The organism is Cellulomonas sp. T2.31MG-18 (genome assembly GCF_964266755.1).
In the GTDB taxonomy this organism is placed as follows: domain Bacteria; phylum Actinomycetota; class Actinomycetes; order Actinomycetales; family Cellulomonadaceae; genus Cellulomonas.
Genome location: NZ_CAXWGW010000002.1, coordinates 184,800 through 198,513, shown reverse-complemented (window position 1 = coordinate 198,513; position 13,714 = coordinate 184,800). Strand labels below are relative to the sequence as shown.

Annotated in this window: 16 protein-coding genes; 6 read left to right on the top strand and 10 right to left on the bottom strand. The window is 75.6% G+C overall.

The window, feature by feature from the left end; translation table 11 throughout:
- Position 1: 1 nt before the first annotated feature.
- A complete protein-coding gene (locus ACFQTY_RS08760; RefSeq protein WP_378099477.1) occupies positions 2-1,729 on the bottom strand; it encodes a GAF domain-containing protein in 1,728 nt (575 codons plus the stop codon).
- Between the two features lie 93 nt (positions 1,730-1,822).
- Between ACFQTY_RS08760 and ACFQTY_RS08755 the strand changes: the two genes are divergently transcribed.
- Entirely contained in the window at positions 1,823-2,596 is a 774-nt protein-coding gene (locus ACFQTY_RS08755) for an NAD-dependent deacetylase (RefSeq protein ID WP_378099475.1), read from the top strand.
- A gap of 7 nt (positions 2,597-2,603) precedes the next feature.
- Here ACFQTY_RS08755 and ACFQTY_RS08750 read toward each other — a convergent pair whose 3' ends face one another.
- Entirely contained in the window at positions 2,604-3,062 is a 459-nt protein-coding gene (locus ACFQTY_RS08750; RefSeq protein WP_378099473.1) for a hypothetical protein, read from the bottom strand.
- 48 nt (positions 3,063-3,110) lie between these two features.
- The gene (locus ACFQTY_RS08745) at positions 3,111-3,590 is read right to left on the bottom strand and encodes an acyl-CoA thioesterase (RefSeq protein WP_378099471.1); all 480 of its coding nucleotides are present in this window, start codon (positions 3,588-3,590) and stop codon (positions 3,111-3,113) included.
- Positions 3,591-3,626: 36 nt separating this feature from the next.
- On the opposite strand from ACFQTY_RS08745, the gene ACFQTY_RS08740 reads away from it, so the two are divergent.
- From ACFQTY_RS08740 to ACFQTY_RS08730, 3 genes are read left to right on the top strand one after another with little or no spacing between them, the layout of a single operon-like run.
- Positions 3,627-4,319, top strand: coding sequence for a vancomycin high temperature exclusion protein (locus ACFQTY_RS08740; RefSeq protein ID WP_378099469.1), 693 nt, complete (start codon positions 3,627-3,629; stop codon positions 4,317-4,319).
- On the top strand, positions 4,316-4,894 hold the full coding sequence (locus ACFQTY_RS08735; protein WP_378099467.1) for an alpha/beta family hydrolase: 579 nt from the start codon (positions 4,316-4,318) through the stop codon (positions 4,892-4,894). Before ACFQTY_RS08740 ends, ACFQTY_RS08735 begins: the two co-directional genes overlap by 4 nt.
- Positions 4,891-5,754 (top strand): Cof-type HAD-IIB family hydrolase, encoded by an 864-nt coding sequence (locus ACFQTY_RS08730; protein WP_378099465.1) that lies wholly within the window; start codon positions 4,891-4,893, stop codon positions 5,752-5,754. Before ACFQTY_RS08735 ends, ACFQTY_RS08730 begins: the two co-directional genes overlap by 4 nt.
- Here the strand turns inward: ACFQTY_RS08730 and ACFQTY_RS08725 are convergent.
- Positions 5,744-6,895 (bottom strand): LysR family transcriptional regulator, encoded by a 1,152-nt coding sequence (locus ACFQTY_RS08725; RefSeq protein WP_378099463.1) that lies wholly within the window; start codon positions 6,893-6,895, stop codon positions 5,744-5,746. The genes ACFQTY_RS08730 and ACFQTY_RS08725 overlap by 11 nt on opposite strands.
- Positions 6,896-6,978: 83 nt before the next feature.
- On the opposite strand from ACFQTY_RS08725, the gene ACFQTY_RS08720 reads away from it, so the two are divergent.
- On the top strand, positions 6,979-8,028 hold the full coding sequence (locus ACFQTY_RS08720) for an aminotransferase class V-fold PLP-dependent enzyme (protein ID WP_378099461.1): 1,050 nt from the start codon (positions 6,979-6,981) through the stop codon (positions 8,026-8,028).
- Positions 8,029-8,061: 33 nt separating this feature from the next.
- Here ACFQTY_RS08720 and ACFQTY_RS08715 read toward each other — a convergent pair whose 3' ends face one another.
- Positions 8,062-8,583 (bottom strand): O-acetyl-ADP-ribose deacetylase, encoded by a 522-nt coding sequence (locus ACFQTY_RS08715; protein ID WP_378099459.1) that lies wholly within the window; start codon positions 8,581-8,583, stop codon positions 8,062-8,064.
- A 172-nt stretch (positions 8,584-8,755) separates the two neighbouring features.
- On the opposite strand from ACFQTY_RS08715, the gene ACFQTY_RS08710 reads away from it, so the two are divergent.
- Positions 8,756-9,274 (top strand): hypothetical protein, encoded by a 519-nt coding sequence (locus ACFQTY_RS08710; RefSeq protein WP_378099457.1) that lies wholly within the window; start codon positions 8,756-8,758, stop codon positions 9,272-9,274.
- A gap of 509 nt (positions 9,275-9,783) precedes the next feature.
- Here ACFQTY_RS08710 and dtd read toward each other — a convergent pair.
- Genes dtd through ACFQTY_RS08685 form a run of 5 tightly spaced genes read right to left on the bottom strand, consistent with a single transcriptional unit; the run spans position 9,784 to position 13,548 of the window.
- Positions 9,784-10,239 carry a D-aminoacyl-tRNA deacylase gene (dtd, locus tag ACFQTY_RS08705; protein ID WP_378099455.1) on the bottom strand — a complete coding sequence of 152 codons (456 nt, stop codon included), beginning with the start codon at positions 10,237-10,239 and terminating at the stop codon, positions 9,784-9,786.
- 3 nt (positions 10,240-10,242) lie between these two features.
- Positions 10,243-10,584, bottom strand: a complete 342-nt coding sequence (locus ACFQTY_RS08700; RefSeq protein WP_291761207.1) for a DUF2516 family protein — start codon at positions 10,582-10,584, stop codon at positions 10,243-10,245.
- A gap of 31 nt (positions 10,585-10,615) precedes the next feature.
- On the bottom strand, positions 10,616-11,752 hold the full coding sequence (locus ACFQTY_RS08695; protein WP_378099453.1) for an aromatic acid exporter family protein: 1,137 nt from the start codon (positions 11,750-11,752) through the stop codon (positions 10,616-10,618).
- Positions 11,749-12,930, bottom strand: a complete 1,182-nt coding sequence (locus ACFQTY_RS08690; protein WP_378099451.1) for a YgfZ/GcvT domain-containing protein — start codon at positions 12,928-12,930, stop codon at positions 11,749-11,751. The genes ACFQTY_RS08695 and ACFQTY_RS08690 overlap by 4 nt, the downstream gene beginning before the upstream one ends.
- Before the next feature lie 3 nt (positions 12,931-12,933).
- Positions 12,934-13,548 (bottom strand): FABP family protein, encoded by a 615-nt coding sequence (locus ACFQTY_RS08685; protein ID WP_378099449.1) that lies wholly within the window; start codon positions 13,546-13,548, stop codon positions 12,934-12,936.
- Between the last annotated feature and the right edge of the window lie 166 nt (positions 13,549-13,714).

Sequence of the window (13,714 nt, the reverse complement as noted above, 5' to 3'; positions counted from 1 at the left end):
CTCAGTCGAGCGGTGCCGACCAGCGCAGCAGCGCGCCGCGGCCCGACGGCGGGCGCAGCAGCGAGAACGAGCCGCCCGCCTCCTGGGCGCGCAGCGCCAGGTTCTTGGTGCCCGACGAGCGCTCCGGGGCGGCCGGTACGCCGACCCCGTCGTCCTCGACCTCGACGACCACGGAGCCGCCCGGTCCGGAGGTGACGCGCAGCCGCACGTCGACCCGTCGGGACCGCGCGTGCCGCGCCACGTTGGCCAGCCCCTCCCGGACCACCGCCACCACGTTGTTGGCCCGTCCGGGTGCGACGAGGGCGTCGACCGGTCCCGCCGGCTCCCCCTCGTCCTCGACGTCGAGCTCGGCCCCGTCCACCTGCACCGACAGCGCCGGGGTGAACCCGAGGGCCCCGCGTGCGATCTCCACCTCGGCGCGGATGCGCGCCACCAGCGGCACGCTGGCGTCCGGGTCGTCGAGCGCACGCACGATCACCCGGATCTGCCGGATGCCGGCGTCGATGTGCTCGGTGACCTCGTCCAGGGCCCGGGCGACACCGGCGCCCACGGGTTCCGACGCGTTGCTCGAGACGGCCTCGACCTGCATGCCGGCGGCGAACAGCTGCTGGATCGCCAGGTCGTGCAGGTCCCGCGCGATCCGGGCACGCTCGCCGCGCAGCGCCGCCTGACCGCGCAGGTGCTGCGCCTCGGCCAGCACGAAGGCGAGCGCCGCCTGCTGCGCGAAGGACGTGGCGAGCTCGACGTCGTCCGGCTCGAACGGCAGCGCGCCCGGGCGCCGCAGCACCGCCAGCACGCCGACCCCCTGCCCGTCGGTGCGCAACGGCGCGAGCAGCATCGGTCCGTACCGACCCAGCGGTGAGCCCGGCGTCACCGCGGCCGCCGAGCTGACGTGCCCGTCCTGCCCGCCGAACACCTGGCGGACCACCGGCTCGTCGGACACGTCCAGGCCGAGCAGGTCGTCCGCGTCACCGGACACGATCTCGACGATCAGCGCCTCGTCCGGGGTCGGCAGGATCAGCACCGTCCCGTCGGCACCGTCCACCTGCCGCGCCGCATCGGCGACGGCCTGCAGCACGTCCTCCGCGTCGGCGCCCTCGAGCAGCATCGTCGAGATCTGCGCGGCCGCCTGCGTCCACCGCTGCCGGCGCACCTGCAGCTGGTACAGGGCGGCGTTCTGCACGGCGACGGCCGCGGCCGCCGCGAGCGTGAGCACCACGCCCTCGTCCTGCTGACCGAACCCGCCGGGCTTGTCCGCCAGGTAGAGGGTGCCGTACCGCTGGCCCCGCCCCCGGACCGCGGCGCCGAGGAAGGGGCCCATCGGCGGGTGCGCTGCCGGCAGCCCGCGGAAGTGCGGGTGGTCGGTGAGGTCGTCGAGCCGCAGCACGCCCTGGTCGGGGATCGAGCCGAGCACGCCCCACGCGTGCGGCGGGTGGCCGAGTGCGGCGACCGTCGCCGGGTCCACGCCGGTCTGGACGAAGGTGATGGACGTCCCCGTGTCGTCGACGATGTTGATCGCGCCGTACCGCGCACCGGTCAGCTCGGCGCTCGCCGCCACGAAGCGCTCGAGCAGGCTGGCCACGTCGAGGTCGCCGGCCATGCCGAGGATCGCCGACAGCAGGACACCGCCCTCGCCGTCGCCGAGGTCTGCCTCCGAGCCACGACCAGGACGGTCCGCGTCGCGGCCGCGCCCCTCGTGCTCCCCCGCCACACCTTCCCCCACTGCCACGGTCACACCGTAAGGCGACCTAGGACCTAGGTCCTAGTGCCGCCGGTACGACGCTCCGCACCCGTCCCGCACCGGCGTACGGTCGGCGGCGCGATGAGCGACCACCACGACCACCACCACGGCCCGCAGCCGACCGTCACCGTCCTCACCGGGGCGGGCATCTCCACCGGCTCGGGCATCCCCGACTTCCGCGGACCGCGGGGCGTGTGGACGCAGGACCCCGCCGCCGCCGAGCTCCTCGAGATCGGCCGGTACATGGCCTCCGCCGACGTCCGGGCGCGCGGCTGGGCGATGTGGCGGGACCATCCGGCCTGGGCGGCGCGGCCGACGGCCGCGCACCGCGCGCTGGCCGAGCTGGAGCGTGCGGGCCTGCTGATCGCGGCGCTGACGCAGAACTTCGACGGCCTGCACCAGCGTGCCGGGTCCGACCCGGGGCACGTCGTCGAGCTGCACGGCACGCTGACCACGACGTCGTGCATGCGCTGCGGCGCGCACTGGCCCACCGAGCAGGTGCTGGCCCGCCTGGCCGACGAGCCCGACCCGCGGTGCACCGAGTGCGGTGCAGGCGTGCTCAAGCCGGACATCGTCTACTTCGGCGAGCGGCTTCCCGACGAGGCGCTGGAGCGGGCCGTGAACGCGGCGACGGACGCCGAGGTGTTCGTCGCTATCGGCACCACGCTGACGGTCCAGCCGGTGGCGAGCCTGGCCGGCCTGGCGGTGGACCGCGGCGCCCGGCTCGTCGTGGTCAACGCGCAGCCGACGCCGTACGACCACCTCGCGGCCGAGGTGATCCGCGAACCGATCGACCAGGCCGTCCCAGCCCTCGTCGCGCGCCTCGTGGACGAGCAGGCCCGACCGCTCGGCTGAGCCGCCGTCAGGAGCGGGGCGCCGGCCGCGTCGGGCACGCCTCCCCGGCACCGCGGACCCGCTGCAGCAGCCCCGCACCGGCGATCGCCGCGCCCAGCATCGCCTGACCCACGTCACCGGGCGCCGTCGCGAGGACCACCAGAGCGACGAGGGCCGCACCACCCGCGACGCCGGCGCACGGCGTGCAGCCGAGGCGAGAGGCCCAGGGCCGACGCGCGTCGGGCACATAGGTCGCCGCCGTGAGTGCGACCAGCACGGACACCCCCGCCGCGAGCGCCGTCCACACCGGCCCGGCGGCGCCGACCGTTGCCAGCAGCACGGCCAGGACCAGAGGGGCGAGCGCGACGGTGACCAGGCGTCGTCGCCGTGCTCCGTCGCGCGGCTCGGGCAGCGGCGGCTCAGGCAGCGGCAGGACGGGCGTCACGGACGACGGCCCGGCCGACGGCTCCGACGACAGCTGGGACACGGCACCTCCGGTGGACGGGTCGTCAGCATACCCCCGTGGGTATATGACTCACCAGCCGTGCAGCTGCGGCTCCGGGCCCGCGTACGCCTCGAACGCCGCCCGCTCGTCGTCGGTGAACGGCCGCGGCAGGTGAGTGGCGGCGTCGAGCTGCACCATCCGGGTGCGTGCCCGCAGGCAGACGGCGCCGTCCTCCGGTGCGTCCCGGATCTCGTAGGCGATGTCCACCGACGACCGGCCGGTGCGCGGCACCCACACCTCGACGACGAAGGGCACGGGACGGAACGTCAGCGGTGCCAGGTAGTCGATCTCGTGCTTGGCCACCACCAGCAGCGAGGCGGTCAGCGCCCCCGACTCGTCGACGCCCATCTGCGGGAACAGGGTGAACCTCGCATCGTCCAGGTACCGCAGGAACGCCGCGTTGTTCACGTGCCCGAACAGGTCGACGTCCGACCAGCGGACCGGCATCACCACTCGTCCGCGAGCACCGTCCTGCGCACCGTTCGACTCACCGTTCGGCTGACCGTTCACATGTCGGACCGTAGCGCCGGGGCCTACGCTCGGCCCGTGCCAGCCGCTCCCGCCCCGTCCTCGGCACGCTCGCGCCGACCGTGGTGGTGGGCACTGGCGGGCGCCCTCGTCGTCGGGCTCGGTCCCGTCCTGGTGGTCCAGGCGGTCGGTCAGGCGGCGGTGCAGCCGGGAGTCGCCTCGGTCGCGCCGAAGCCGGTTGCGCTGGTGCTCGGCGCCGGCCTCGAGCCGGACGGCACCCCGTCGGTGTACCTCGCCCGTCGCCTGGAGGCGGCGCGGCAGCTGTTCGCGGCCGGCACGGTGCGGGTGATCCTGGTCAGCGGCGACAACTCGACGCCGTACCACGACGAGCCGGGGGCGATGCGCACCTGGCTGCTGCAGCACGGTGTGCCGGACGCGAAGATCGTCCGCGACGCCGCGGGGTTCGACACCCACGACAGCTGCGTGCGCGCCCGGCAGATCTTCGGCGTGACCTCCGCGGTGGTGGTGACGCAGGACTACCACGTGCGCCGGGCGCTCTTCTCCTGCCGCGCGGCGGGGATCGACTCCACGGGGGTCGGCGTCTCGGCCGCCTCCGTGACGCCACGGCAGGCGGTGGTGTGGCGGCTGCGCGAGGTACCGGCGTCGTGGAAGGCCGCGTGGGACGCGTTGACGCACCGCCGGCCGGTGTTCCTCGGCCGGCCGGAGGACGGTGTCCGCACCGCCCTGGCCAGCCCGTCACCCCAGTCGTGACCCCGGCCGGGCTGCTGCTCGCCCCGGGGGCCGGCGCCACCCGCGACCACCGCACGCTCGTCACCCTCGAGCGCGCGCTCGCCCCGTTCCCGGTGCGCCGCGTGGACCTGCCGCGGTCGGCCGGCGCCGCGGTCACGGCCGTCGGACGCCTGGCCGCCACGTTCGCCGCCGACCTCGGGGTCGGCACCGAGCAGCTGCTGGTCGGCGGCCGCTCGTTCGGCGGCCGGATGTGCTCGATGGCCGTCGCCGACGGGCTGGCTGTCGGCGGGCTCGTGCTGCTGTCCTACCCCCTGCACCCGCCGGGCCGGCCGGAACGGCTGCGGGTGGATCACCTGCCGCGCATCACCGTCCCCGTGCTCGCCGTCAGCGGCGACCGGGACCCGTTCGGCACGCCCGACGACCTGCGCACGCACCTGTCCACGGTCGCCGGTCCACTGACGCTCACGCTCGTCCCGGGTGCGCACGCACCGGCCGACGGCCCGGTGGTGGCCGCCGTCCAGGCTTGGCTCCGGTCCGGGCTCCGGCCCGGGCTCCGGTCCGCCCCGGGGACGTCGTCGGCGACAATCGACGGGTGACCCCAGCCGACCAGCCCGTCCTCGACCCGCCCGTGCTCGGCACCGTCCCGGACGTCCGGCTCATCGCGGTGGACATGGACGGCTCGCTGCTGGACGACCAGAAGCGGATCGACCCGAGCTTCTGGCCGCTGCTCGACGCGCTGCACGAGCGCGGTGTGGTGCTGTGCCCCGCATCGGGGAGGCAGTACGCGACGCTGCGCCGGCAGCTCGGCCGCGACGACCTGGTGTACATCGCGGAGAACGGCGCCTACGTGGTGCGCGACGAGCAGGAGCTCAGCTCGGACGGCGTGAGCCGGGACGCCGCCCTGCCGGTGGTCGATGCCGTGCGGCAGCTGGCGGCCTCCGGCGCGGACGTCGGCACCGTGCTGTGCGGCAAGCGGTCGGCGTACGTCGAGCGGACCGACCGGGCGTTCGTCGAGCAGGCGGAGCCGTACTACGCGCGGCTGGAGCTGGTCGACGACCTGCGGGCGGTCGATGACGAGGTGCTCAAGCTGGCGATCTACGACTTCGGCTCCGCCGAGCACGGCGCCGCCCCCGCCCTCGCACGGTTCGACGGCCCGGTCCGCGTGGTCGTCTCCGGCGAGCACTGGGTGGACGTGATGAGCCCGAGCGCCGACAAGGGGCACGCCCTGCAGGCCGCGCAGCGGGCGCTCGGCGTGACGCGCGAGCAGACGATGGCGTTCGGCGACTACCTCAACGACCTCGGGCTGCTCCAGGCGTCCGCGTGGTCCTTCGCCATGGACAACGCGCACCCGCAGGTGCGGGCCGAGGCGCGCTACGTCGCACCGGGCAACAACGCCAACGGCGTGGTCCGCACCATCGCCTCGGCCCTGCAGCTGGACGGCGTGCTCAGCCGCTGACGGCCGCGGTGGTCGCCGGGGCGGCGGCCGCGAGCGCGTCGAGGGTCGCGGCGACCGCCGGGACGCGGATCAGGTCCGGCGTCGTCATGGCGTAGACGCGTCGGGCCGACGTGCCGGCGGCGGACCGCAGCACGACGCCCGGGTGCCGCTCCCCCGTCTGGCGCACCAGCCGCGGCAGCAGAGCGACGCCGAGCCCGGCGGCGACCAGGGACAGCACGGCGACGTAGTCATCGGTCGCGTACGCGATCTCGGGGGCGAAGCCGCACGCGGCGGCGGAGTGCAGCAGGTGACCGCGGCACTGGGGGCAGCCGGCGATCCACGTCTCGCCCGCCAGGTCGGACAGCGACAGCTGCGGGTCGTCGGCGCGCGGGTGGTCCGCGGGGAGCACGGCGAGCGTCGGGTCGTCGAGCAGGTGCCGCGCGACGAGCCCGGACAGCTCCCCGTCCCGGGCGGCGTCCGCGGCCGCGTCGGGCCGTGGCGCCAGGCCCGGGGTGGCGGTCGAGCCGGCCGAGCCGTAGGCGAACGTCACCGCGACGTCGCACGTGCCGGCGCGCAGCCGGGCGAGCGCCTCGGGCGGTTCCGCCTCGTCCAGCGTCACCGTCAGCCCGGGATGCTCGCGGCGCAGCCGGGCGAGCGCGAGCGGCACCAGCGTGGCCGACGACGACGGGAACGCGACCACCCGCACCACCCCCGCGCGCAGCCCGGTCAGCGCCGTCACCTGGGCGGCCGCCGCGCGCACCGCGGCGTTCACGGTCTGCCCGTGCGCGGCCAGCACCGCACCGGCCTCGGTGAGCCGCACGCGCCTGCCGGAGCGGTCGAGCAGCGCCGTGCCGAGGCGGCGCTCCAGGCGCCGGACGTGCTGGGACACCGCCGGCTGGCTGGTTCCGAGCACGGCCGCCGCCGCGGTCAGGGTGCCGTGCTCGGCGATCGCCTGCAGCAGCCGCAGGCCGCCGACGTCCAGCCCGGCGAGGGCGCCGACCCCGTCCACCCCGTCGGCGTCGATCGGCTCCGGGACGACCCCCTGACGGACGGCCTCACGCACGGCCCGCTCGCGGACGGCCCCCTCGCGGCCGCTCGCCTCACGGACGCTCGGCTCACGGGCCGTCGCCGCGGCGGCACCACGCCCTCCCGGTCTCCCCATGGCCCGGAGCATAACGACGATGGATGGACACGGTGCCGCATTCACCGTTGTGTGATGGTCGAGAGCCCGGGACGCTCGTCGTCATGACGCTCGACACCCTCCGCGCCCGCTTCGCGCCGACCCGCGGGTACCTCAACGCCGCCACGTGCGGGCTGCCCGTGGCCGGCACGGTCGCCGCGCTGGTCGACGGCGTCGAGCGCTGGAGCCGTGCCGAGCACGACCTCGCCGACTACGACGCCGCGGTCGCCGCCAGCCGCGCGGCGTTCGCCCGGATCGTCGGCGTCCCCACGTCCGACGTCGCGGTCGCGGCCCAGACGGCGGCCCTGGTCGGCATGGTCGCCACCAGCCTCCCCGCGGGGGCGGAGGTGCTCACCGTCGAGGGCGACTTCACGTCCGTCACGTACCCGTTCCTCGTCCGCACCGACCTCCGCGTGCGCGCCGTGCCGCTCGCCGAGCTCGCCCACCGGATCGGCCCGAGCACGGATGTGGTGGCGTTCTCCCTGGTCCAGTCGCACGACGGCGCGATCGCCGACACCGACGCCGTGGTCGAGGCCGCCCACCGGGTCGGCGCGCTCACCGTCGTCGACCTGACCCAGGCGGCCGGCTGGCTGCCGGTGGACGCCACCCGCTTCGACGTCACGGTGACCAGCGCCTACAAGTGGCTGTGCGCGCCGCGCGGCGTCACGTTCCTCACCGCCGGCCCGGAGGCCCGCGACCGGCTACGGCCCGTGCACGCCAACTGGTACGCCGGTGCGGACGTGTGGTCGTCCGTCTACGGCCACGACCTGCGCCTGGCGGACGACTCCCGGCGCTTCGACCTCTCCCCGGCATGGCTGTGCTGGCTCGGTGCGACCCCCGCCCTCGAGGCGTTCGCCGACGAGCTGGCCGGGCCGGTGGCCGATGCCGTCCGCCGCCACGACGTCGCGCTCGCCGACGCCCTGCGCGCCGGCCTGGACCTCGAGCCGGCCGGGAGCGCCATCGTCTCCCTGCCGGACCCCGACGGGTCCGCCGGTGCGCGCCTGGCGGGGGCCGGGCTCAGAGCAGCGGCACGGGGCGGCTGTGCACGCCTGTCGTTCCACGTGTGGAACGACGACGAGGACGTCACGGCCGCCGTGGAGGCGCTGCGGGGCTGACCGCCCGAAGGCGGGACGCGGCCGGCGCCGAGGTCAGTCCTCCAGCGCGGTGGCGAACGCACGGAGCGCCGCGTCGTTCCACAGCACGAACCGCACCGTGCCCGGACCGCCCTGGTGCGTCCGGCCCCACTCCCGCACGGTGGCGACCGCCACCCGGGCCACCTGCGTCACGTCCCAGCCGTACACCCCGGCGCTGACCGCGGGGAACGCGACGCTCGCCGCGCCGACCTCGGCCGCGACGTCGAGCGAGCGGCGGAAGCACGACGCCAGCAGCTCGGGGTCGTCCTGGCCGGCGTGCCGGTTGGGACCGACGGTGTGGACCACCCACGGCGCCGGCAGGTCGAACCCGGGCGTGGCGACGGCGTCGCCTACGGGCAGGCCCTTCGGCAGCGTGGTGGCCCGCAGCTCGCGGCACGCGGCGAGCAGCCGCGGACCCGCCGCGGCGTGGATGGCGCCGTCGACACCGCCGCCGCCCAGCAGCGACGAGTTCGCCGCGTTCACGATCGCGTCGACGTGCTCCGTGGTGATGTCCCCCCGGACCGCTTCGAGCTGCACCTGCCCATCGTCGCCCGTCCGGCGCCGTCGGTCATCCGCTCCGACCTCCGCCGGGCACCGCGGCCGCCCGGCTCCGGGGGTCTACCCCCTGAGGCGGGGCTCCCAGGATCCGGGGTGCGATGGGGGGACACCCCGATTCCGCCGTCGCAGGCCGCAGGTGAGGGTGGACGACGTGCCTCGCACCGCCGCCCCGCTCGGACCCGACGTCGCCTCGTCGGCCGTCCGGCGCCTCGGCGTCGTGCTCGTCGTGGGGGCCGCGGCCCTCTCCGCGTGGGCGTGCTGGTTGGGCAGCTCCCTGCCGCCGTCCGCCCTGCGGCAGTCCTGGTCCGCGGCGTGGACCGGGCTGGGCAGCTGGCAGCTGACCTGGGTGGTGGTCGACTCGCTGGAGGTGCTGGGGCTGCTGGTGACCGGTGTCGCGCTGCGCCGCGGCCACTGGGTGTCGGCGTTCAGCGCCGCGCTGAGCGTCCCGCTCTTCGTGCTCGACGCGTGGTTCGACGTGATGACGTCCACCACGCGGGTGGAGCTGTGGCAGGCGGTCGCGATGGCCGTGCTGGTCGAGCTGCCCACGGCGGCCGTGCTGGCTCGCGTCGCGTGGTGGGGAGCCCGGGCGGCGCGCGCCGCGATGCTGCCCGGACATGGCGAGGCCCCTCGGACGCTTACTCCGAGGGGCCTGTACCGCGACCAAGGCTAGGGACGGCCTGCGGCCGAGCGGGTGAACGACACGCGAACTGTCCACAAATTCCGTCCACAGCCCTGTGCCTGACCAGCGTTCGCGCAGGTCGTCCTGTGCACAGACCTGTGAGGTCAACTGTGCACAAAGTTGCTCTCCAGAACCCCTTGTGGGGTCGTCAAGGCGGGACTAGAAATCACTCATCGGCCTCGGCACCGAGAACCGACGGAGAGAGACTCCCCCCGGGGAGATCCCACCGACGGAGACAGGTCGTCGAGGATCGGACCGACCGGAGAACGGACGGCCAGATCGGCGGGGAAACCCGACGACTCGCGGCGACGACGCGAGGGCTGTCACGGACCGGGCGGTCGATCGCAGTCGCCCCGTTCGCGGAGGACCGGTTCGCCGGATCCCGTCGCAGCGGGACGGAGCCGCAGCGTCGCAGCGGCGTCCCCATCGGGTGACCGATGAGCAAAGGGACCTGCGATCAGAGGAGGGCCCCCCGGACGCTTACTCCGAGGGGCCTTTCCTCATGTCCGGGCTCGTTCCGGACTCGTCGGCTCGGACTCCAGCAGAATCGTCACCGGGCCGTCGTTCACCAGCTCCACCGCCATGTCGGCGCCGAACACACCGGTGCCCACGCGGAGCCCGCGCTCACGCAGCGCCGCGACCAGGGAGTCCACCACCGGCTCGGCCACCGGCCCCGGCGCTGCGGCGTTCCACGTCGGCCGCCGGCCCTTGCGGGTGTCGGCGTACAGCGTGAACTGGCTGACCACCAGCACCGGCGCCCCCACCTCGGCAGCCGACCGCTCGTCGCGCAGGATGCGCAGGTCCGCCACCTTCCGGGCGATCAGGTCCACCTGCGCGGGGCCGTCACCGGGCGTCACGCCGGCCAGCACCACCAGCCCCGGCTCGTCGATCGCGGCGACCACCTCACCGCCCACCGTCACGCGGGCGCGCGTCACCCGCTGCACCACCGCGCGCACGCGTCACCAGCCCCCGCGGGACGAGCCGCCGCGCGGTCCACGACCGGAGTACGGCCGCACCGCGGGCCGGACGTCCACCAGGTACACGACGGCCGCCACGGCGGCGAGCAGCGCGAGGAACTGGAAGAAGCTGCTCGGTGCGAACCCGAGCGGCACCGCGAGGAACGCCACCACCACGGCGGCCGTGAGGATGCCTGCCCAGAACGGCCGGGTCCGCTTGTCCGCGGCGGGGAACGCCCGGGCGGGACGGGTCAGGCAGTCGACCAAAGCCCAGACGGTCAGCGCGAGGATCGCCACGAAGAAGACGAGGAAGAGACCGAGCTGCACGGTGCCGATGGCAGTCACGGGCCGAGCCTACGGTGCCGTCCTACAGCTCCTACAGCTCCGGCAGGACGGCCCGCGCCTCCGCCGGGTCCGTCCCGGCGGCCTCGAGCAGGTCGACGACGAGCGACCGGGCCAGCAGCACCAGGCTCTGCGCCTGCCAGTCGTCCGACCCCATCGCGTACGGGTCCAGCCGTTCGGCCACCGCGCGGAGCGCCGCACGGGCCCGCGCCGGGTCACGGCCGGCGCCGAACGCCTCGGCCAGCGCGTCCGCCGCACGCGCCACCGCCTCGAGCAGCTCACCGGCGAGCTCGGTGCGCTGCCCGTCCTCGACCGCGGTCACCGCCCGGCGGATCAGCACCCGCGCGTTGCGCACCGCCCGGTCCAGCAGCACCGCGGCGGACACGGACCGCGTCAGCTCGTCACGGTGCCGCCAGGTCGCCGGGGACACCCGAGCGAGGTCGCGGGCGGTCCCGGCCGACTCACGCCACTCGTCCAGGGCCGGCTGGGAGGTGCGGCCGCGCAGGAGCGCGTCCTCCACGTCGGCCACCGTGCCGGTGCGCAGGCCCCTGGCCAGGGTGTGCAGCATCCCCGCGAGCTCCTCGGTGGCCGCGCGAGCCTGCCGGTGCAGGTGCCGGCGCGGGTCCGTCGGCGTGAGCACCACGACGACCAGGCCGATCACCCCGCCGACGACCGCGTCCACCCACCGGCCGAACGGTCCGCCGGTCAGCGCCGGGAGGGTCATGATGACGATCGCCTGCACGCCGGCCTGCGTGGTGATCAGCGGCGCCCGGTCGACGAAGCGGCCCACCAGGGCGGACACCGCCAGCACCACGCCCATCTGCCAGATGCCCGAGCCGATCAGCCGCACCATCAGCTCGCCGAACCCGACGCCGAGCGCCACGCCGACCGCCAGCTCGGCCACCCGCCGCGTCGACCGGTCCCGCGAGAAGCCCAGGGCCACCCACGTGCTGACGGGGGCGAAGAAGGGGTGCGCGTGGCCGAAGGCGTAGAAGGCCACGGCGTACGCGATGGTTCCGGCGACGGCGGCCTGCAGGATCCAGAACCAGGACGCGTGCACCCGGGCCCAGCCCTGGCGGGCGCGCGCCTCGGCCGTCACCCGCAGGTCCCGCAGCCCCGTCCGCCGCGCGGTTCCGGCCTGCCGCGCCGGTCCCGCGGACGCCTCGCTCACAGCGAGACGTGCGGGCCGAGACCTCGGGCCACCGGCCCGCGCGGGGCCGGACGGTCCGCCGAGACGCCGTCGCCGGGCACCACCTGCTCCTGCCCGGCGGCGACCGGCTCGGCCGGACCGTCCACCCGCAGCTCGTCCTCCGCGGGCACGGACCGCTTCACCACCGCGAGCGCCACCGGCCCCAGCTCCTGGTGCCGCGCCACGGTGGTGACGGTCCCCACCTCGCGGCCGTCGAGGGTGCGGACCACGGCACCGGCCTCCGGCAGCAGGTGGCCGGACCCGTCGAGGTGCAGCATCACCAGCCGCCGCGGCGGACGGCCGAGGTTGTGCACGCGGGCCACGGTCTCCTGGCCGCGGTAGCAGCCCTTGTGCAGGTGCACCGCCGTGCGCAGCCAGTCGAGCTCGTGCGGGATGGTCCGGTGGTCGACCTCGTGCGAGAACCGCGGCCGCCAGGCCGCCACCCGCAGCGCCTCGGTGGCCCACGTACCGGCCAGCACCGCGCCGGCGGCCTCGCGGGCCGCCACCTCGTCGGCCAGCCGCTCCCGCGGGACGAGCACCAGCCGCCACGGCCGCTCGGCGCCCGGGTGCTCGTCGTCGGGCGGTCCGTACCGGGTGCCGCCCGCCGCGACGTGCGGCCACCGGTCCCGCCACGTCACGGGCTCGTCCGCCAGGCCTTCCGCGTCGACCGGTTCACCGATCGCCGCCCACCCGTCGGTCACGTCGGCGACCTCGACGCGCAGCATGAAGCGCATCCGATCCAGCCACGCTGCCAGCTCGACCGGCGTCTCGGTGAGCAGCCAGGTGGCCTCGCCGTCGTCCACCACGCCGGCGGCGTGCTCCACGTGCCCCTGCGGGTCCAGCACCAGCAGCTCGGTGGAGGTCCGCGGTGCGAGGCGCTCCACGTCCTGCGAGGTGATCGAGTGCAGCCAGCTCAGGCGGTCCGGACCCGCGACCCGCACCACGCCGACGTTCGAGGAGTCCACCACGGCACCGCCGCGCTCGAGGGCACGCTGCTCGGCGACCGGGTCGCCGTAGTGCCACGCGACCCCGGCGTCCGCACCGCCCGCCGGGACGGCGCCGCGCCGGTCCAGCAGCGGGCTGCGATGCCGGGGCTCGGCGGCCGGCGTCGGCTCGGTGCTACCGCTCGGGGTCTGCACCGCTGGCAGCTGGTCGGACATCGCTCACTCCTCCACGCGGGTCAGCCGGCCGGAGGAGTACGACTGCAGCGGCTGGCCGAACGCCGCCACGTCGTGCGCCCACATCAGCTCGCCGTGCACCAGGCCGTACAGCCGCCGTCCGGCGGACACCTCGGCACCGGTCGCGGTGCGCGCCACCAGGTCGCTGACCAGGTCGATCCGCCCGTTGCCCACGGCGCCGACGTACACCGCCACGTGCCCGGACGGGTCCGCCACCAGCTGCTCCACCGGGTGCTGCCCCTCGGCGAGCTCGACCGACGGCTCCGGCGGCACCCGCCAGTACCCGACCTCCGACGACCACACCGGCCCGGTGTGCTCCGTCGGCGTGCTGGGCGGTGCGTCCGGGGCTGTGGCCGCCTCGTGCCCTGCCGGCTCCGGCGTCGTCTCGAGGGCCGTCAGGTCGTCGGGCGCCACCACCAGCCGGATGCTCGACCGGTACGCCAGGTACGGGCCGCCGTCGCTGGTGACCTCGAGCTCCTGCGTGAACGCCGCCTCCTCGACCCCGGGGTAGGCGAGCACGCCCTCACCGCGCCAGCGGCCCACCAGCCACGCGAGCGGGTAGACCTCGGGTGCCAGACCCTCAGGCAGCACGAAGGGCATGGTGCCTCCCTGACGGACGGCGGTCGGTGCGGACGTGGGACGCAGGCGTCCCGGTCAGGGCCTGCTCAGCGCTGGCCCTGGTACAGCTTGTAGACGGACAGCGCCGCGAACCACCCGATCGCCAGCGTGGTGACGGCGAGCAGGGAGATGAAGAAGATCTCGAGCC

Coding starts and splice junctions, on each gene's coding strand:
- ACFQTY_RS08755 (WP_378099475.1), top strand. CDS start 1,823: ATGAGCGACCACCACGACCACCACCACGGCCCGCAGCCGACCGTCACC.
- ACFQTY_RS08725 (WP_378099463.1), bottom strand. CDS start 6,895: ATGGGGAGACCGGGAGGGCGTGGTGCCGCCGCGGCGACGGCCCGTGAG.
- ACFQTY_RS08720 (WP_378099461.1), top strand. CDS start 6,979: ATGACGCTCGACACCCTCCGCGCCCGCTTCGCGCCGACCCGCGGGTAC.
- ACFQTY_RS08690 (WP_378099451.1), bottom strand. CDS start 12,930: ATGTCCGACCAGCTGCCAGCGGTGCAGACCCCGAGCGGTAGCACCGAG.
- ACFQTY_RS08685 (WP_378099449.1), bottom strand. CDS start 13,548: ATGCCCTTCGTGCTGCCTGAGGGTCTGGCACCCGAGGTCTACCCGCTC.